Origin of the sequence: Olsenella kribbiana (assembly GCF_036408795.1) — a bacterium.
Taxonomy (GTDB): Bacteria; Actinomycetota; Coriobacteriia; order Coriobacteriales; family Atopobiaceae; genus Olsenella_L; species Olsenella_L kribbiana.
The window spans coordinates 1-18,247 of sequence record NZ_JAZGJP010000009.1 but is presented as its reverse complement, the minus strand read 5'-3'; the positions used below and the strand labels follow the sequence as shown (position 1 = coordinate 18,247).

General features: G+C 60.1%; 16 protein-coding genes. All 16 read left to right on the top strand.

Annotated elements, in window-relative coordinates:
- Positions 1-6: 6 nt before the first annotated feature.
- Positions 7-456: a 50S ribosomal protein L15 gene (gene rplO, locus VXJ24_RS07200; RefSeq protein WP_330972253.1), complete on the top strand. Its 450-nt coding sequence runs from the start codon at positions 7-9 to the stop codon at positions 454-456.
- A complete protein-coding gene (gene secY / locus VXJ24_RS07195; RefSeq protein ID WP_330972252.1) occupies positions 450-1,736 on the top strand; it encodes a preprotein translocase subunit SecY in 1,287 nt (428 codons plus the stop codon). Before rplO ends, secY begins: the two co-directional genes overlap by 7 nt.
- 32 nt (positions 1,737-1,768) lie before the next feature.
- Positions 1,769-2,398 carry an adenylate kinase gene (locus VXJ24_RS07190; protein ID WP_330972251.1) on the top strand — a complete coding sequence of 210 codons (630 nt, stop codon included), beginning with the start codon at positions 1,769-1,771 and terminating at the stop codon, positions 2,396-2,398.
- Positions 2,392-3,258, top strand: a complete 867-nt coding sequence (gene map / locus VXJ24_RS07185; RefSeq protein WP_330972250.1) for a type I methionyl aminopeptidase — start codon at positions 2,392-2,394, stop codon at positions 3,256-3,258. The genes VXJ24_RS07190 and map overlap by 7 nt, the downstream gene beginning before the upstream one ends.
- Before the next feature lie 174 nt (positions 3,259-3,432).
- Positions 3,433-3,651 carry a translation initiation factor IF-1 gene (gene infA, locus VXJ24_RS07180; protein ID WP_330972249.1) on the top strand — a complete coding sequence of 73 codons (219 nt, stop codon included), beginning with the start codon at positions 3,433-3,435 and terminating at the stop codon, positions 3,649-3,651.
- Between the two features lie 63 nt (positions 3,652-3,714).
- Positions 3,715-3,828 carry a 50S ribosomal protein L36 gene (gene rpmJ, locus VXJ24_RS07175; RefSeq protein WP_013252436.1) on the top strand — a complete coding sequence of 38 codons (114 nt, stop codon included), beginning with the start codon at positions 3,715-3,717 and terminating at the stop codon, positions 3,826-3,828.
- Between the two features lie 15 nt (positions 3,829-3,843).
- On the top strand, positions 3,844-4,215 hold the full coding sequence (rpsM, locus tag VXJ24_RS07170) for a 30S ribosomal protein S13 (protein ID WP_330972248.1): 372 nt from the start codon (positions 3,844-3,846) through the stop codon (positions 4,213-4,215).
- Positions 4,216-4,225: 10 nt separating this feature from the next.
- Positions 4,226-4,627, top strand: coding sequence for a 30S ribosomal protein S11 (gene rpsK, locus VXJ24_RS07165; protein ID WP_330972247.1), 402 nt, complete (start codon positions 4,226-4,228; stop codon positions 4,625-4,627).
- Between the two features lie 15 nt (positions 4,628-4,642).
- Complete coding sequence (rpsD, locus tag VXJ24_RS07160; RefSeq protein ID WP_330972246.1) at positions 4,643-5,236, top strand: 30S ribosomal protein S4; 594 nt, start codon at positions 4,643-4,645, stop codon at positions 5,234-5,236.
- A gap of 21 nt (positions 5,237-5,257) precedes the next feature.
- Positions 5,258-6,199, top strand: a complete 942-nt coding sequence (locus VXJ24_RS07155; RefSeq protein WP_330972245.1) for a DNA-directed RNA polymerase subunit alpha — start codon at positions 5,258-5,260, stop codon at positions 6,197-6,199.
- A 33-nt stretch (positions 6,200-6,232) separates the two neighbouring features.
- Positions 6,233-6,718 carry a 50S ribosomal protein L17 gene (gene rplQ / locus VXJ24_RS07150; protein ID WP_330972244.1) on the top strand — a complete coding sequence of 162 codons (486 nt, stop codon included), beginning with the start codon at positions 6,233-6,235 and terminating at the stop codon, positions 6,716-6,718.
- Positions 6,719-6,961: 243 nt separating this feature from the next.
- Positions 6,962-7,789, top strand: coding sequence for a tRNA pseudouridine(38-40) synthase TruA (gene truA, locus VXJ24_RS07145; RefSeq protein ID WP_330972243.1), 828 nt, complete (start codon positions 6,962-6,964; stop codon positions 7,787-7,789).
- Positions 7,790-7,794: 5 nt separating this feature from the next.
- Positions 7,795-8,742, top strand: a complete 948-nt coding sequence (locus VXJ24_RS07140) for a putative manganese transporter (RefSeq protein WP_330972242.1) — start codon at positions 7,795-7,797, stop codon at positions 8,740-8,742.
- A gap of 39 nt (positions 8,743-8,781) precedes the next feature.
- A complete protein-coding gene (locus VXJ24_RS07135) occupies positions 8,782-9,516 on the top strand; it encodes a hypothetical protein (RefSeq protein ID WP_330972241.1) in 735 nt (244 codons plus the stop codon).
- 324 nt (positions 9,517-9,840) lie between these two features.
- A complete protein-coding gene (locus VXJ24_RS07130) occupies positions 9,841-10,884 on the top strand; it encodes a glycosyltransferase family 2 protein (protein WP_330972240.1) in 1,044 nt (347 codons plus the stop codon).
- Between the two features lie 402 nt (positions 10,885-11,286).
- The coding region (locus VXJ24_RS07125; protein ID WP_330972239.1) for an MBG domain-containing protein at positions 11,287-18,247 on the top strand (6,961 nt) is incomplete at its 3' end.

The window sequence follows — 18,247 nt, the reverse complement described above, 5'->3', positions numbered from 1 at the left end:
CATCACATGCAGCTTCACGATCTCCGTCCCGCAGAGGGCTCCAAGAAGTCTCGCAAGCGCATCGGCCGCGGCAATTCTTCCGGCCACGGCACGACGGCGGGACGCGGCACCAAGGGCCAGCTCTCCCGCGCAGGCCGCGGCAAGGGCGCTGGCTTCGAGGGCGGTCAGACGCCGCTCGCCATGCGTCTCCCGAAGCTCGGCGGCTTCATCAACCACAACCGTGTCGAGTATGCACCGGTCAACGTTGCACGCCTCGACGCACTGTTCAACGACGGCGACACCGTCGACTCTGACTCCCTGTATGCCAAGGGCGTCATCAAGCGCAACTACATTCCTGTCAAGGTCCTGGGCGACGGCGAGCTCACCAAGAAGCTCACGGTCAAGGTAGACAAGGTCTCCAAGTCTGCACAGGCCAAGATCGAGGCAGCTGGCGGAAAGGTCGAGGCAGCGTGCTAAAGGGAATTGCGAACGCGTTCCGCGTAGCGGAGCTGCGTAACAAGATCCTTATCACGATTGGCATTCTCGTGCTTTATCGCATCGGGGCCTACATCCCCGTACCGGGCATCCCCTTCCAGGGGATGCTCTCCGCTTATGAAACGGCGGCATCGGGCTCCGGTGCGCTGGCTGTTCTCAACCTCTTCTCGGGCGGTGCCCTTTCCCGTGTTTCCGTCTTCAGCCTGGGCATCATGCCGTACATCACTGCTCAGATCATCATGCAGATGATGCAGGCTGTCGTTCCTTCCCTCGGCGAGATGGCCAAGGAAGGCGAGGCAGGCCAGCGTAGGATCACGCAGTACACGCGCTATCTCACGGTCGTTCTCGCGCTCATCAGCGCAATCGGCTATCTGTTCCTGTTCCAGTCCAGCCTGTATGGCATAACGTTCGCCAACGCCGGCGCGCCGGTGTGGCTCATGGATGTCATCGTCATCTTCACGATGGTTGCAGGCGCCCTCATCATCATGTGGCTCGGCGAAGTCATCACACAGCGTGGCATCGGCAACGGCATGTCGCTGATCATCTTCGCCAACATCATGGCTGGGTTCCCCTCGGCGCTCATCAGCTCCGTGCAGAACTCGACGACGGGCGTCCTCAATACGGTCATCACGATCATCGTGATTCTCGCTGTCATCCCGTTCATCGTCTACATCGAGCGCGGACAGAGGCGCATCACGGTCCAGTATGCCAAGCGCGTCGTCGGCCGCCGCGTCATGGGTGGCCAGTCCACGTATCTGCCTATCAAGGTGAACACGGCGGGCGTCGTGCCCATCATCTTCGCTTCCGCAATCCTTTACCTCCCGGCTCAGATTGCCGTGTTCTTCCCGACGGTCAACTGGATGTCCGTGTTCGCGAATGCGGTCTCATCGGGCTGGCTGAATTGGATCCTCTCTGTGGTCCTCATCGTGTTCTTTGCATACTTCTATACGGCCATGGTCTTCAATCCTGAAGAGACTGCAGACCAGCTGCGCAAGCAGGGCGGCTTCATTCCGGGCGTCCGTCCGGGACAGGCTACGGCCGACTACATCAAGAACGTGATCGACCACATCACGCTGCCTGGTGCCATCTTCATGGCAATCATCGCAGTCGTGCCTTCCATCATCTTTGCCTTCACGAGCAACACTCTCATCCAGGCATTCGGCGGCACGTCCATCCTCATCATGGTCGGCGTGGCAATGGATACCCTGTCTTCCCTTGAGAGCCAGCTCAAGATGCACAACTACGAAGGCTTCTTCAAGTAGACCTCAATAACCTACGGAGCAAGGGAGTTCGCATGAAGATCGTTCTGCTCGGTGGTCCCGGTGCCGGCAAGGGCACGCAGGCCCAGCGTCTTGTTGCTGAATACGGAGTGGCGCACATCTCTACGGGCGACCTGCTCCGTGCTGCCATCAAGAACGGCACAGAGCTCGGCAAGCAGGCCAAGTCCTACATGGACAAGGGCCAGCTCGTTCCCGACGAGCTTGTCGTCAATCTCGTGAAGGAGCGTCTCGCCGACGACGATGCCCAGATGGGCTTCATCCTCGACGGCTTCCCGAGGAATACAGCCCAGGCTGTCGTCCTCGATTCCGAGCTCAAGGACATGGGTCTTGCACTCGATGCAGCTGTCCTCGTCGATGTCGACCCTGATGTCATCGTCAAGCGTCTTTCGTCCCGCCGTACCTGCAAAAACTGCGGCTATACGGCACCGGCTGGCGTCGATGTGTGCCCGCGTTGCGGCGGCGAGATGTACCAGCGCGACGACGACAAGCCTGAGACAATCCAGCGCAGGCTCGATGTCTACCAGACCCAGACGGCACCGCTCATCGAGTACTACAAGGGCCATGGGCTTCTGAAGACCGTGAACGGCGAGCAGGCAGTCGACGATGTCTACAAGGATATGAAGGAACAGCTCGGACTATGCTGAAAATCAAGACGGCAGAAGATATAGCAGCCTACAAGGCAGGGGCAGGAAAGCTCTCCAAGGAGGTTCTGCGCCATGTCGGGCTCATGGTGAAGCCGGGCGTCACGACGCTCGAGCTTGACCGCGCTGCCGAGTCCTATATCCGTGCCCACGGCGGAACTCCTGGCTTCAAGGGCTATGGCGGATTCCCGGCTACGCTCTGCACGTCAGTGAACGAGCAGGTCGTGCACGGCATCCCGTCTCCCACGACGAAGCTCCGCGAGGGCGATATCATCTCCATCGACACTGGTGCCAATGTGGATGGCTGGGCGGGAGACAATGCTTGGACGTTCTACGTCGGCGAGATCTCTGACGAGGTCCGCGGCCTCTGCGAGTGCACGCGTGACTGCCTGAAGGCTGCAATCAAGGAAGCTGTTCCAGGCAACCATCTGGGAGATCTTGGCCATGCGGTGCAGACGCTTGCCGAGTCCAATGGCTACGGCGTCGTCCGCGACTACGTCGGCCACGGCATCGGCCACGATATGCACGAAGATCCGAATGTCCCGAACTGGGGCAAGCCGGGCAGGGGAGTGCTTCTGCAGGTCGGCATGTTCATCGCGATCGAGCCGATGATCACACTCGGCTCTCCGCGCGTTAAGACGCTCAGCAACGGCTGGACGGTCGTCACCCGTGATGGCAAGCCGGCAGCGCACTACGAGAACGTCGTCGCAATCACGGAGGATGGTCCTGTCATCCTCTCCGAGGATGAGACCGGACCCTGGTGCGCCATGTTCGGCGGAGCCGACTACGTCGAGCTCAAGATCGACGAGATCGACGAATCCGATGAAGCTCCCGAAGAGGAGAAGAAGGAAGACGCCGAATAGCGGCTCCGATGAGAGCGGGAACAAGAGGCCCGAGCGCAGATGCGCCCGGGCCTTTCTCCGAAAATTTGTCCTGCTTATGGACATTGCATTGTGCTCTATGCGGAGCAGATATTTTTGCTATGATAATATGCCGCTGTCACTGTGGAAACATCGTGCGAGGAGAAGGTAGACAGGTTGAGTAAGCAAGATGCAATCGAGCTCGAGGGCAAGGTCATCGAACCACTCCCGAATGCCATGTTCAACGTAGAGCTGGAGAATGGCAAGAACATCCTGTGCACCATTTCCGGAAAGATCAGGATGAACTACATCCGCATCCTTCCAGGCGACAAGGTTGTCGTGGAGATTTCTCCGTACGATCTGACACGTGGCAGGATCACCTATCGCTACAAGTAAGCCGGTAATTCACGCCTGCGGCTGGGCGATTACATAGTAAGGGAACAACCGAAAGGAATTGCAATGAAGGTACGTCCTTCGGTAAAGAAGATGTGCGACAAGTGCAAGATCATCCGTCGCCATGGCAAGGTTTACGTCATCTGCGAGAACCCGCGCCACAAGCAGCGCCAGGGCTAAGAGAGGAGCACCAAATTGGCCCGTATTAACGGTGTAGACCTCCCGCGCGAGAAGCGTGTCGAGATCGGACTTACCTATCTTTATGGCATTGGCCGTACGTCCGCTACCAAGATCTGCGCTGAGGTTGGCATTGACCCCAGCACGCGTGTCCGCGACCTCACTGAAGAGGAAGTCGCAAAGATTCGCGATTACATCGATGCTAACTACACGGTCGAGGGTGACCTGCGTCGTGAGCGCAGGCAGAACATCGCCCGCCTGATGGAGATTGGCTGCTACCGTGGCCTCCGTCACCGCAAGGGTCTTCCTGTTCATGGACAGCGTACCCACACGAACGCCCGCACCCGCAAGGGTCCGCGTCGTCAAATCGGTGGCAAGAAGAGGGCCTAGGGAGTAAGACATGCCGCAGAAGAAGAACGTGCGCAACGTCCGCGTCAAGCGCTCTGAGCGCAAGAACATTTCCGTGGGCCAGGCCCACATCAAGAGCACCTTCAACAACACCATCGTCTCCATCTCCGACTCCCAGGGCAACGTGATCTCCTGGCAGTCCGGTGGCACGGTGGGCTTCAAGGGCTCCCGCAAGTCCACTCCGTTCGCTGCTCAGATTGCTGCAGAGGCTGCAGCAAAGGCCGCTATGGAGCACGGTCTGCACAAGGTGACCGTCTTCGTGAAGGGCCCCGGCTCTGGTCGCGAGACGGCAATCCGCTCGCTTCAGGCAGCAGGCCTGGAGGTTTCGGGCATTCAGGACAAGACCCCCATTGCGCACAACGGTTGCCGTCCGCGCAAGCGTCGTCGCAACTAAGGAAGGACAGTAGCTATGGCAGTTGATAGGACCCCTGTCCTTAAGAGATGCCGCCAGCTCGGCATCGAGCCCGCTGTGATGGGCATCAACAAGAAGTCTAATCGTCAGCCGAAGCAGCGCCGTCGTCAGGAATCCGAGTACGGCCAGCAGCTCCGCGAGAAGCAGAAGGCCAAGTTTATCTACGGCGTGCTCGAGAAGCAGTTCCGTGGATACTACGACAAGGCCAAGAAGCTCGAGGGCGTTACGGGCGATAACCTCATGATCCTGCTTGAGACCCGTCTCGACAATGTCGTGTTCCGTCTCGGCTTCGCCCGTACGCGCAAGGAGGCCCGTCAGACCGTCCGTCACGGCCACATCACCGTGAACGGCAAGCGTGTCGACATCCCGTCCTACCGCGTCAAGGCCGGCGACGTCGTCGCTGTCGCTCCGAAGGCAAAGGAGCTCCTCCCGATCAAGGAGTCCCTCATCTCCTCCGAGCATATGGCCGTTCCCTCCTGGCTTGAGGTCGACATCGAGAAGCTTCAGGGCACCGTGCTCCAGCTCCCGACGCGCGATCAGATCGATCTTGACATCGACGCACAGCTGATCGTCGAGCTCTACTCCAAGTAACAGGAACGGTTGGAGGTTTACATGTCCGAATTCATCCGGCCGAATGTGTCGGTAGAAGAGGTCAACGACAGGGTCGCACGCGTGACCGCCGAGCCGCTCGAGCGTGGCTACGGCGATACGCTTGGCAACTCCCTGCGCCGCGTGCTGCTCTCCTCCCTCGAGGGCGCAGCCGTCGAGGCCATCCAGATCGATGGGGTGCAGCACGAGTTCACGACTGTCGAGGGCGTCTATGAGGACGTCACCGATATCGTTCTGAATGTGAAGGGCCTTGTGTTCCGCTCCATGGACACGGGCGACAAGGGCACGGCAACCATCTCCGTCGACGGCCCCATGACCGTCACGGGCGGCGACTTCAAGGTTCCCGCTGAGTTCGAGCTCGTCAATCCCGACCATGTCATCTGCACGCTCGGCGAGGGCGCACACCTCACCATGCAGATGCGCATCGGGTGCGGCCGTGGCTATGTCTCCGGCGAGGACAACGAGCGTGACGATGATCCTATCGGAATCATCCACGTCGACTCGCTCTATTCGCCGGTGCGCCGCTGCGCCAAGGTCGTCGAGCCGTGCCGTGTCGGCCAGCGTACGGACTATGACCGTCTCATCCTCGAGGTTGAGACCGATGGCTCCGTCACGCCGCGCGATGCTGTCGTCGAGGCCGCGAACATCATCAACCAGCACATGAGCGCCTTCATGGGTCTGGCTGAGGAGGCAGAGCCGCAGGAGGACACCTCCATCTTCGCAGTCAACACTGAAGACGACAATACGGAGCTCGACAAGAAGATTGAGGACATGGACCTCTCCGTCCGTTCCTACAATTGCCTGAAGCGCGCTGGCATCCACTCGGTCCGCCAGCTCGTCGAGTTCTCCGAGAACGATCTTCTGAACATCCGCAACTTCGGCGTCAAGTCCATCGAGGAAGTCAAGGACAAGCTCGAGTCCATGGGGCTCGGACTCAAGCCTTAAAGACGCCGCGTCTTCAATAGGAGCAATAAGACCATGAGACACAACAAGAAGCATGGCATGAAGCTCGGAACTGATGCGAGCCATACCAAGGCCATGAAGAAGAGCCTCACCAGCGCTCTGCTTGCCAATGACCGCATCAAGACCACGCAGCCGCGTGCCAAGGCCATCCGCACGGACGTTGACCGTGTCATCACCTGGGCCAAGAAGGGCGATCTGCACTCCCGCCGTCTCGCTATCGCGAAGCTCGGCGACAAGGAGCTCGTCCGCGAGGTCTTCGAGAAGGCCGCACAGGGCATGTGGGAAGGCCGCAACGGCGGCTACACCCGCATCATGAAGCTTGGCCGCCGCAAGGGCGACAACGCCGAGATCGTCATCATCGAGCTTGTCACCGAGCCGGTCCAGCCGAAGGCCAAGAAGGCAGACTCCGTCAAGCCAGTCGCTGCTGCCGAGGCTGAGAAGCCGGCAGAGGTCGAAGAGGCACCTGCTGAGGCTGCCGCCGAGGAGACCCCTGCAGAGTAGCATCTGCTGTATAGGAGCACATGTGAGAGAGGTCCTGGGAAACCAGGGCCTCTCTTCTGTTATAGAGGAGTTGTGTCCATGCGGGCAAATGCTACTGCGAGACTGGGAATATGTTGCATAGATACAGGCATATGCTAGTATGGAGCGGCAATGCACAGGGACCTGTGAATATATGAGCAGCAGCTCAGATAGGGTGTCTCGGATACGAACAAGGGATTTGACGCTCGGAAGGATTGCATGTTGGTGAGCCAGGAAATGGACAAGGCAGAGGGAGCGACGCTTGTCGTGAAGATCGGCTACCGCGGAGCGGGCTTTGTCGGCTATGCAGCACAGCCCGGCAAGCGGAGCGTCGAAGGCGAGATGGAGCATGCCCTCTCGACCTATCTGAGGCGTCCTGTGGAGCTCTCCTGCGCTGGCAGGACCGATGCTGGGGTGCACGCCCTCGCGCAGCATGTGAGCCTCCCTGTGACGCCTGAGGAGTGCTCTCTCGAGGGCCGGAGACTCGCTCGTGGCCTCTCAGCGCTGACGCCTGATGACATATCCATAAGAGGACTCTACCGCGCTCCCGCGGGCTTCTCGGCGCGCTTCGATGCCCAGTCGCGCACCTACCGCTATCGCATCGCAGACGGAAACGCACGCCCGGTCCTTGCCTGGGACCATGCCTGGTGGGTGAGGTCCGAGATCGACGCCGAGGCAATGGATGAAGCGGCGCAGGCTCTCGTCGGCGAACATGAGTTCATGAGCTTCTGCAAGGCAGACTCGGCCGAGCTTCTGCATGAGCAGGGCCTTTCGACCTCAAGGTGCCTCACGTCCATCCATTGCCGGCGCGTTATGGAGGCAGGAGAGGAGCTTGTGATCGTCGAGGTCACGGGAAATGCGTTCCTCCACAACATGGTGCGCATCATCGTCGGCACGCTCGTCGAGGTTGGACGGGGCCACAGACCTGCTTCCTGGGTGGCAGAGGCGCTTTCCGCCCACGACAGACGTGCTGCGGGCCCCACAGCACCTGCGCAAGGACTCACATTCGCAGACGTCGCCTACAAGCCAGGCACGCTTGCTCTCTGGAGGTAGAACACGTGGATTTCTTTCTCGATGTACTCATAGACTCTTTCTGGGACACGCTCGAGCTCGTGCCCTTCCTTTTCCTTACCTATCTTGCAATGGAAGCGCTCGAGCATGGAGCGGCCGGAAAGACGGAGAAGGTCGTGCGCGAGGCGGGCAAGGCGGGCCCTGCCGTCGGAGCCCTTCTGGGTGTCCTTCCGCAGTGCGGGTTCTCTGCCATGGCCGCAACGCTCTATGCGGGCCGCGTCGTCACGGCAGGCACGCTTGTCGCTGTCATCCTTGCCACCTCCGATGAGATGCTGCCGGTATTTCTGGCCCACCAGGAGGCGCCGGCCCGCATGCTTGCAATCCTTCTGATCAAGATCGTCTGCGGCATGGTTCTGGGCTTTGCGGTGGATGCCGTGCTCCGTCTCCTGCACCGCGCAGGGGATGGCCATGCACATATCCATGAGCTGTGCGAGCGAGAGCACTGCGAATGCGACGAGTGCAAGGAGGAAGAGCCATCTGATGCTCCCGTACATGAGCACCATCACCACCATCACGAGGACGGGCACCATGGCAGGCTCTGGCACATCACCCGCTCAGCGCTCATCCATACTGCGCAGGTGACGGCCTTCATCTTCCTCATCACATTCCTCTTCGGCCTCATGATTGAAGGCGTGGGTTCCGATGCTCTGGCACAGATCCTTGCGGACCATCCGGTGCGTGCCATCTTCCTCTCTGCCCTTGTCGGCATGATTCCGAACTGCGGCGCCTCCGTCACAATCTCGGAGCTCTTCCTCGATGGGACCCTGTCGACCCCTGCGATGCTTGCCGGGCTTCTCTCCGCTGGCGGCGTCGGCTTGCTTGTTCTCTCCCGCACGAATGCCAATATGAGGCAGAATATAGCCATTGCTGCATTCATCTACGTGGCGGGCGTTGCCCTTGGCCTTCTTGCGGCCATGCTTGGTATCGTTATCTAGCAGGTGCCGCGGCACGCCCAATGTGCGAAAGGGGTTCTCATGGCCAGACAGCGCGAGAGGTTCGAACGTACCGATGTACCACAGCCCAGCCATACGCGTACCGTCGTCTCGGCGGTCGTCGTCGTAGTGGTCTTTGCTGCCCTCTTCATATCCCTTTCGATGTTCTGGAACAAGGCCTACAGCTACTCCACGTACAATGACTCGACGCTCGAGGATGTCGTGGACGAGCAGGAGACGCCCGCTGCGGTGGCAGGCGCCACGAAGTCTGCTGACGACTTCACGACCTCGCTCTATCTGACGACAGGAGAAGACGGAGCGACGCTCGTGGATGCCCGTATCGTTGCGCTCGATGACACGACAGGAAAGGCCACGGTGGCAGAGCTTCCGCTCGACCTCTCCGTCACGACCGAGGCGGGCACGCTCACGCTCTCTGCCCTCATCGCACAGTCGGGCGGCGCTGCCTGCGTCGTGCCGGTATCGACGGCATCAGGCATTGCCTTCGACCATGTCTTCGTCTGCCAGGAGAGCTTCTGGTCCGCACTTACCGCCTATGCTGAGAGCGGAGCGGACTCTGCCCTGACCGATATGCGCAAGGCTGCCACATCCGACCTCTCGAACCGCAAGGTCGATGATTACTACAAGGAGCTTGCGGCATCCGGCATCGATGCTGCCATCGCCGTCCCTGCAGCCTATCCGATCTATGCAGGCGATGCCGGAAGCACAATCGATGCGGCGCAGCTCAACATCGTGCTCGGGCTCTACGTCGTTGCCTAGCAGCTCTTCCAGAGGCACTCCATCAGAGGCCATCTGCCTTCGGGTGGATGGCCTCTGTCTTTGCCGCTATGCATCACGCAACTTGCGGCCATGCGATCCTTTCCTGCATAAAAACTTGCATATTTCCGGCATTTGGTACCTCTTTGCCTGTGGACGGTTAAGCCGCTTTGAAAAATGTAGGTGTGTTGAACGTTCTGTACGTATTGCGTAGGGCCGCTTTGGCCGTCACGGGTAGGGAAAGAGAAACTGGTAGTGTGTCAAATTGCTGGGGGGCAGCATATCTGCCCCCACCTGGCATCGGCAGAAAGGGCAGGAAAAAGCGAAATGGCAGGGTATGGCCACAGACACCCCTCGGTGACCGTCATCGTGCGGGCGCATGATGCTGCCGCCACCCTGAACCGTGCCCTTAACTGCCTGGCCGCCCAGACCCAGAGGGGCCTTCAGGTGCTCGTCGTCGATGCTGCGTCCACCGACGAGGCGAAGCGCATGCTCGCTACCGCAGAAGAGCGCGATGCGATGCTCGAATGCCTCCATATCGATTCCGAGAGCGCCTCCGACTGCTTCAATCTGGGTCTCGAGCGTGCCGAAGGTACCTACGCCTTCCTCATGGATGCAACGGATACGCTCGCGCCACGTACGCTCGAAGAGCTCTACGAGGTGGCAGAAGAGGGATCGCTCGATCTGGCCATGGCGGCAGTCGCGAACAATGCGCGCCAGGTGGCAGTGGATGGCCCCTCTCCTTATGTCTATGCAGACGACGATGCCTTCCATGCAGAGGCATGGAAGTACTTCGATGCCGGGCTTCTGCCGTTCCCGTGCGGCAAGCTCTTCCGCATGGACCGGGTGCGCAAGTCGGGCGCCAAGTTTGCCTCCGATGGGGGAACGGCATTCATGGCAGCATTCCTTATGGATGTGCATGGTGTCGCCTATGTGCGCGATGCCATCTACAATGCCGGCGACTTCTGCCTCTCCGCCTCGCTTGCCTGGGACCTCTCCCATTGCTGGACGGACGAGCACGAGCAGGATCTTCTGGACAACCTCTTTGCCCATTGGGGCATGGACGAGGACTCCCAGACGTGCAGGATGCTCCAGCGCCGCTATGTCACGAATGTCATCACCACGATCGTCAGCACGTGCAGCCCTGCCTGCGACCTCTCGGAGGACGAGAAGCGGGCACACGTCGAGCGGGTCATCACAAGCGACAAGACGCAGAAGATTGCCTCAGAGGCTGCACCCTGGTCGGGTGTCGTCCGTGCCATGCTCATGCCGATCCGCCGCAAGGATGTCGATCTTGCAATGGGCGAGGGGCGCATCATCTCCTGGATCTCCCGCCATACCACAACCCTGGGCTCGCAGCTCTTCAGCTGAGGCGTCATCCTCAGGGATGAGATAGAAATCGGTTTAAGCTTGCCTTCATATACAGGTTTGCAAGACCGCTCGCCGTTTTTTACCAAAATGATATAAATGAATATTTGTCATCCTGCCATAGCGTGGCAGTCATGGACATAATCCGAACTATCAGTGCAAACTATTTTCAGATATATAAAATACTTAATGCGAACTGCATGAAATAGCGTCTTGATGCATGCAAATCGCTCATCTCATACTTCGGGACGATGCGCACCCTGCCAAAAGTCGGCTATATAACGTACATGTGGCACAGAACTGGCACAGCTCTTACATAGCTGCTCGACAATTCTTGAAGCACTATGCATATCGGTGCCAGTGATAGGCCATTTGACACAGGAGCTGAATGGAAGGGGCTTGGCTATGTCAAAGAAGCACAAGAAGTCAGACAAGAAGGGCAACGTCTTCGACCCGAAGAGTCCGGCCAGCAAGGCGCTTGCCATCGCGCTTTCTGGCGCCATGGTGACAGCAGGAACGCCGCTGCCGGTCTTCGCGGCAGAGAACCAGAGCGTGTCTCAGCCTTCTGAGCCTGATGCCACATCTGCCGACGAGACGAGCTCTCAGGCTGCAGCAGCCCAGGAGACGGCTGCCACGACGACTCAGGAGAGTGCATCTGCTGCATCTACGTCTTCGACGACGGCTGCGGAAGAGGCGCCTGCAGCAGCTGCCACGACCGAAGAGACGGCTCCTGCTGCACGGGAGAGTGCAGCCGAGACGAGCGCGTCTGCCACGACGGCCGAGACGCCCGCTGCTGCCTCTACGGCCACCACGGCCACAGCAGAGGGGACTGCTGCCTCTGAGGACACGATGCCTGCCCAGGAGCTCGAGGAGAGCGTGGCAGTCGGCACTGACACCGTCGCAGTCCATGTGTCTGCGCCTGAAGGTGCGCTTCCGAAGGACGCAAAGCTCGTCCTCGAGACGGTCGATGCAGAAGATCTCGCAGATACGTTCGAAAGCGTCGCTTCTGCCTCCAGAAACGAGGTCTCTGCCCTCAAAGCGGTGCGCGTAAGCTATGTGTCCGCCGATGGAAGCGCTGTCACGCCTGCCGCTGCAGTCGAGATTACGCTCACGGATGCAGATCCTTCGACGGATGCAACGACGCTGTGGAGCATGGTGTCAGAGACAGCAGCGCCTGTGAAGGAGGAGACGGCCACGGCTGGCAAGGCCACGGCAACCTCTTCTGCGGCATCTTCGATCTATGTGCTCGAGAGCGAGAAGGCTGCTCCTGCAGCAGCGGATGATTCGAACGCATCTGACAGCGCTTCTTCTGACGATGCTTCTGCTGCCAATGCGGCATCCAGCACGGACGAGGCCACTTCGACCGAAGAAGTCACGAAGGATGAATCCTCTGCCACAGAGGAGACCTCCGAGAGCGAAGAAGCGGCAGGCGCCGAGGAGAGCTCCAGCACGGATACGGCTGAGACCAGCACGACGCTCGTCTCCGCTCTCTCGATTAATTCGCTGCTCGGCGTCAGCAAGGCGGCTGCAGCGACGTCTGCGACGGTCACGTTCGTGAACGACAACGACGGCACCACGACGACCGGGACCCTTGAAGCAGGCAACATCGCCGCGAATGCAGCTGCGTCCGGCATTATTCCTGCTGGCTACGCATTTGACCATGCATCCATCTACAACACCGATGTCGTCTCGTTCTCCATCGCTTCTGACGGAACACTCCTTGCTATGACCGCTGATGGCTCCATCGCGCAGATCGAGGCAGCGAAGGCAACGGATCTCCAGGTCCACTACCGTGGTTCCTACGCCATTACCTACAAGTACACGATTGACGGCAAGGAGGCCACGGCAGCCGATGCCGGCTCGCTCGTCGGTCCTTCCGGTGTGACTCCCAATGGCACCGCGAACATCACCTTCACGCCTGCTACGGGCCTTTCGGTCGACAGCGTCACCTCGGATAGCGGCACCATCACGTCCACCAGCAACGGCTACACCCTGAGCGGCGTCACCGGCGCCACGACCGTGACCGTGAACCTCTCGAGCCAGCATACGCTGACATTTGCAAACTCCTCCAACACCTATCTGACCTACGGCGATACGAGGCTGAATTCCAAGAACGGCGGCAGCCTCAGCTACACGACGGGCAGCTCCGTCAGCTTCCAGCTGGATAGGTACGACCAGTGGTCCTCCAACCCGAAGGTGCTGAACAAGCTGACCATCACGCTGGCTTCCGACGAAGTCATGGCCAACATTCCACCTACCAATGGCACCGCCACCACGACGCTCTCCGATGGCACGACCATCACGGTCACGAGGAGCGGCTCCCCTTCGGCTCCGAGTTATCTGGTCACCATCGCGGCTGCCTCGGGCAAGAATGTCTACGGCAACATCTCGGTGAGCACGAACTACAAGGACCAGGCCACCTCCGAGGTCTGGGTCAACCAGCTCGTCGGCGTCGATTATGTGACGTCCAACGGCGGCACGGCCAACCATGTGGATGGCAACAAGCTCTATCCGGGCATCTTCGACTTCTATGTCAGGAACACCAGATATAGCTCGACGTTCACGTTCACTGTCAAGGACGGCTACACGCTGAGCGCGTCTGGCGTGACCATCACCGCGCGCGATCAGAATGGCAACCTGCTGACGAATACGAGCGGTCACTGGTCGCTGAAACCGAACGGCAACGGCTCCTACACCATCACCATCGGCGCCGATGCGAGAAGCTGGAAGCCGAAGGACATCCGCATCTCCATCGTCGCGACGCCTGATGCCACGACGACCTATACGACGAGCTACGACGACGCAGCTGCCTCTGGTTCGTATAGCTACAACGGCTCCTTCACCATCCCTGAGTGCACAACCACAAAGCAGGGCCAGCACTTCACGGGCTGGGTGCTCGAGGGCGACACGTCCGGCAAGGTCTACAAGCCAGGCGACACCTTCACCATCAATGACAGCAACGTTGCCTACGCGTCCAATGGCAACTTCCACTTCGTGAGCCAGTGGACCCAGAACGGCGAAGCCAACGTCACGGTGAATGTCAAGCTGCACAATGCAGATGGCACCACAACCAATGCAGGCTCCGCTACGGCTGTCGTCGCTATCGGCGCAGCAGCGCGCATCGACCAGTCCCAGGTCGAGGCAATTGTCGCCAAGGCCGCAGGCTCCGGCTGGGCCAGCACCTATGAGCCGCTGGACGACGGCCAGTTCAGTGTCAGCTCCGCTGCCGATGGCCAGACCATCACGATCGTCTACTGCGCAAAGATCAACCTGGTCAACGCAGACTCCATCGACACCACCTACAACGGCCAGGCCCATACGCTCAGCGCCTCGGCTTCCGTCTCTGGCGCAACGATCGAGTACTCCACCGATAACGGAAAGACGTGGTCGACGACCGCACCGAGTCGCACCGACGCGGGCACCACGAGCAACATCAGCGTCCGTGCTTCCAAGGACGGCTACAAGACCGTCCAGAAGGATGGCCTTGCCATCCACGTGAAGCGGGCACCGGTCACGGTGAAGGCCAACAACACTTCGAAGAAGTACGGCGAGAAGGATCCGTCCTTCACTGCTACGGTCACGGGCCTCGTGAACGGCGAATCCGAGTCGCTCATCAAGTACGAGCTGACCCGCGAGCAGGGCGAGGAAGCCGGCAAGACTTACGCCATCACCCCGTCTGGCGAGGCCAGCCAGGGCAACTACAGCGTGAGCTTCGTGCCTGGCACCCTCACCATTACGGCTGCTGACATTACGGATCAGTCCCGCTTCGAGGTCTCGACTCCTTCTAACGTTACCTACAATGGCAAGGATCAGAAGCAAGGCATCACGGTCAAGGACACCAAGACCGGCGCAACGCTGGCTGAGGGCACCGACTATGAGCTCTCCTACAGCGGCGATACCACCAACGTGGGTACCGTCACGGTCACCGTCAACGGCACCGGCAACTATTCCGGCACCGTGGCGCAGACCTACCAGATCACGCCCGCCACGCTGACGGTCACGACGCCTGATGCCACCAAGGCCTACGACGGCACAGCGCTGACGAAGTCTGATAGCGCTACCTACAAAGGCCTCCAGAACGGCGAGACGGTCGACTTCAAGGTGACTGGCTCCCAGACCGAGGTCGGCAGCTCGAAGAACACCTACGAGCTCAACTGGACCGGCACGGCAAAGCAGTCCAACTATAACGTGGTCGATAGCCTTGGCACTCTTGAGGTGACCAAGAACTCCGCGACGGTGACCTTCACCGCTGGCAGCGCATCGAAGGCGTATGACGGCACTGCTCTGACGTCTGCTGGCGTAACTGAGACCGGCTTGCCTGATGGCCTGACCTACCAAGCCACCGCATCTGGCACCATCACTGATGCCGGCTCTGTTGCCAACAAGGTCGCTACGTACAAGATTCTCGATGCCTCCGGCAACGACGTGACCGCCAACTTTACGGACATCCAGACCACGAATGGCACCCTTACGGTGTCACCGCGTCAGGTCACGCTGACCTCTGCGTCTGACTCCAAGACCTATGACGGCAAGCCTCTGATTAACCACACTGTGACTCCTAGCGGAGATGGCTTCGTCGAGGGCGAGGGCGCAACGTACGACGTGACCGGCACCATCACGAACGCCGGCTTCGTGAAGAACGCCTTCACGTACAAGCTCAACGACAACACGAAGGCCACAAACTACAACATCACGACGGCTGAGGGCACGCTGACCGTGAACCAGGCCGAGGAGGCTACCGTCCATGTGACGGGCGAGTCCGGCTCGTTCACATACGATGGCACCCAGAAGTCCGTCGAAGGCTGGACCTCTGACGCCGCTTCTGTTGACAGCTCCATCAGCGTCAGCCTGAACGGCGGCCAGAGCGCCGTTGCGCAGGGTACGGACGTGGGCACCTACTCCATGGGCCTGACCTCGAGCAAGTTCACGGCGACCAGCCCGAACTTCAAGAAGGTCTATGTCGAGGTCACTGATGGCACCCTAACCATCACAGCAGCTACCATGCCTGCCACGGTCACGGGCGAGAGCCAGACCATCACCTATGATGGCCAGGAGCATGAGCTCACCGGGTATACGACCACTGGCCTGCTTTCTGGCCAGACGCTTGGTGGCCTCGCGTACTCCGCCAAGGGTACGAACGCAGGCAGCTACGATGGCGCGTTCAGCGGCACTGCAAAGGTCACCGATGCAGCTGGCACCGACCAGACGCAGAACTACGTCGTGAAGACGGTCACCGGCACCTTGACCATCGAGGCTGCTGGCATCAATGACAGCACGCGCTTCCAGGTGACCGCTCCTGAGGATGTCACCTACAACGGACAGTCCCAGCAGCAGAAGCCGACGGTCCACGACGCCACGACCGGCAAGGACCTCGTGGAGGGCACGGACTACACGCTCTCCTACAGCGACGACACCACCAACGTGGGCACCGTCAACGTCACCATCACCGGCAAGGGCAACTACTCCGGCTCCGTCGACACGGCCTACCAGATCAAGCAGGCCGAGGTCGTCGTGAAGGCGGCAGACGCCTCCAAGAACTACGGCGAGAAGGATCCGTCCTTCACTGCCACGGTCACGGGCCTCGTGAACAACGAGTCCGAGTCGCTCATCAGCTACAGCCTGACCCGCGATGAGGGCGAGGCCAAGGGCACCTACGCCATCAAGGCCTCTGGTGACGCCAGCCAGGGCAACTACAGCGTGACGTATCAGGACGGCACGCTCACGATCAACGCCGCCGAGATCAACCCCGACACGCCTGATCCGAACCAGCCGGACAACCCTGACGCCAAGCGCTTCACCATCAGCGAGCCGGCTGACACCGTGTACAACGGCCTCTCCCAGGAAGAGGAGATCACCGTCCGCGACGCAGCGACGGGCAAGGACCTCGAGCTCGGCACCGACTACACGCTGGCCTACAGCGGCGACACCACCAACGTCGGCACCGTCACGGTCACCGTCAACGGCACCGGCAACTACTCCGGCACCGTGGCGCAGACCTACCAGATCACGCCCGCCACGCTGACGGTCACGACGCCAAGCGACACGAAGTCCTACGACGGCACGCCTCTGACCGCTCAGGGCACCATCACCGGCTTCGTCAACGGCGAGCGTGCTGAGTTCCAGACCACCGGCTCGCAGACCGCAGTCGGCAGCTCGCAGAACACCTATGAGCTCAAGTGGACCGGCACGGCACAGCAGAAGAACTACACGGTCAATGAAAATCTCGGCACCCTTACGGTGACCGCAGGCAACATCGCGGACGAGGACGCCTTCACGGTGAGCCAGCCTGCAGACGTCACCTACAACGGCGAGTCCCAGCAGCAGCCTGTCACCGTCAGCTTCAAGGATGGTGGCGCCGTCAGCACTGATGACTACACTGTCAGCTACAGCGAGGACACCGTCAATGCTGGCAAGGTCACGGTGACCATCACCGGCCAGGGTAACCTCTCCGGCCAAGTCACGCGCGAGTACCAGATCCTGCCGAAGGGCTACACGGTCACGACCGAGGGCGCTTCGAAGACCTATGACGGCACGCCTCTTACCGCCACGGGCCATGTCGACGGCATCCTGCCCAACGAGACCTACACCTTCGTGGTCACGGGCTCGCAGACCAATGTCGGCAAGTCGACCAACAGCTACACGCTGACCTTCGGCGACGGCGTCTCCCGTGTCGTCAAGGCTCGTGCCCTGTTCGCTGCGGCAACCACGCCTTCCAAGTCCTCCAACTACAAGCTGGATCAGGAGAATCTCGGAACTCTCGAGGTGACTGCTGCCAACATCAATCCGGACGACCCGACGAACCCTGATGCCAAGCGCTTCACCATCACTGCTCCTGAGGATGTCATCTACAACGGCACCTCGCAGCAGCAGAAGCCGACGGTCCACGACTCCGCTACCGGCAAGGACCTCGTCGAGGGCACGGACTACACGCTCTCCTACAGCGAGGACACCACCAATGTGGGCACTGTCACGGTGACGATTAAGGGCATCGGCAACTACGCGGGCTCCGTCGAGACGACCTACCAGATCAAGCAGGCACCTGTCACGGTGACCGCAAATGATGCCTCCAAGAGCTACGGAACCGCAGACCCGACCTTCTCGGCCAAGGTTGACGGTCTCGTGAATGGCGAGTCCGAGTCGCTCATCACCTACGAGCTGACCCGCGAGCCTGGCGAGAATGCTGGCACCTACACGATCAGCGCCACTGGTGAGTCCAGCCAGGGCAACTACAGCGTGACGTACAAGACCGGCACCTTGACCATCGAGGCTGCTGGCATCAATGACAGCACGCGCTTCCAGGTGACCGCTCCTGAGGATGTCACCTACAACGGACAGTCCCAGCAGCAGAAGCCGACGGTCCACGACG

What these genes read in the sequence shown, in the direction of transcription:
- rplO (WP_330972253.1), top strand. Translation starts at nt 7, where the DNA reads ATGCAGCTTCACGATCTCCGTCCCGCAGAGGGCTCCAAGAAGTCTCGC.
- VXJ24_RS07190 (WP_330972251.1), top strand. Translation starts at nt 1,769, where the DNA reads ATGAAGATCGTTCTGCTCGGTGGTCCCGGTGCCGGCAAGGGCACGCAG.
- map (WP_330972250.1), top strand. Translation starts at nt 2,392, where the DNA reads ATGCTGAAAATCAAGACGGCAGAAGATATAGCAGCCTACAAGGCAGGG.
- rpmJ (WP_013252436.1), top strand. Translation starts at nt 3,715, where the DNA reads ATGAAGGTACGTCCTTCGGTAAAGAAGATGTGCGACAAGTGCAAGATC.
- rpsK (WP_330972247.1), top strand. Translation starts at nt 4,226, where the DNA reads ATGCCGCAGAAGAAGAACGTGCGCAACGTCCGCGTCAAGCGCTCTGAG.
- rpsD (WP_330972246.1), top strand. Translation starts at nt 4,643, where the DNA reads ATGGCAGTTGATAGGACCCCTGTCCTTAAGAGATGCCGCCAGCTCGGC.
- VXJ24_RS07155 (WP_330972245.1), top strand. Translation starts at nt 5,258, where the DNA reads ATGTCCGAATTCATCCGGCCGAATGTGTCGGTAGAAGAGGTCAACGAC.
- rplQ (WP_330972244.1), top strand. Translation starts at nt 6,233, where the DNA reads ATGAGACACAACAAGAAGCATGGCATGAAGCTCGGAACTGATGCGAGC.
- VXJ24_RS07135 (WP_330972241.1), top strand. Translation starts at nt 8,782, where the DNA reads ATGGCCAGACAGCGCGAGAGGTTCGAACGTACCGATGTACCACAGCCC.
- VXJ24_RS07130 (WP_330972240.1), top strand. Translation starts at nt 9,841, where the DNA reads ATGGCAGGGTATGGCCACAGACACCCCTCGGTGACCGTCATCGTGCGG.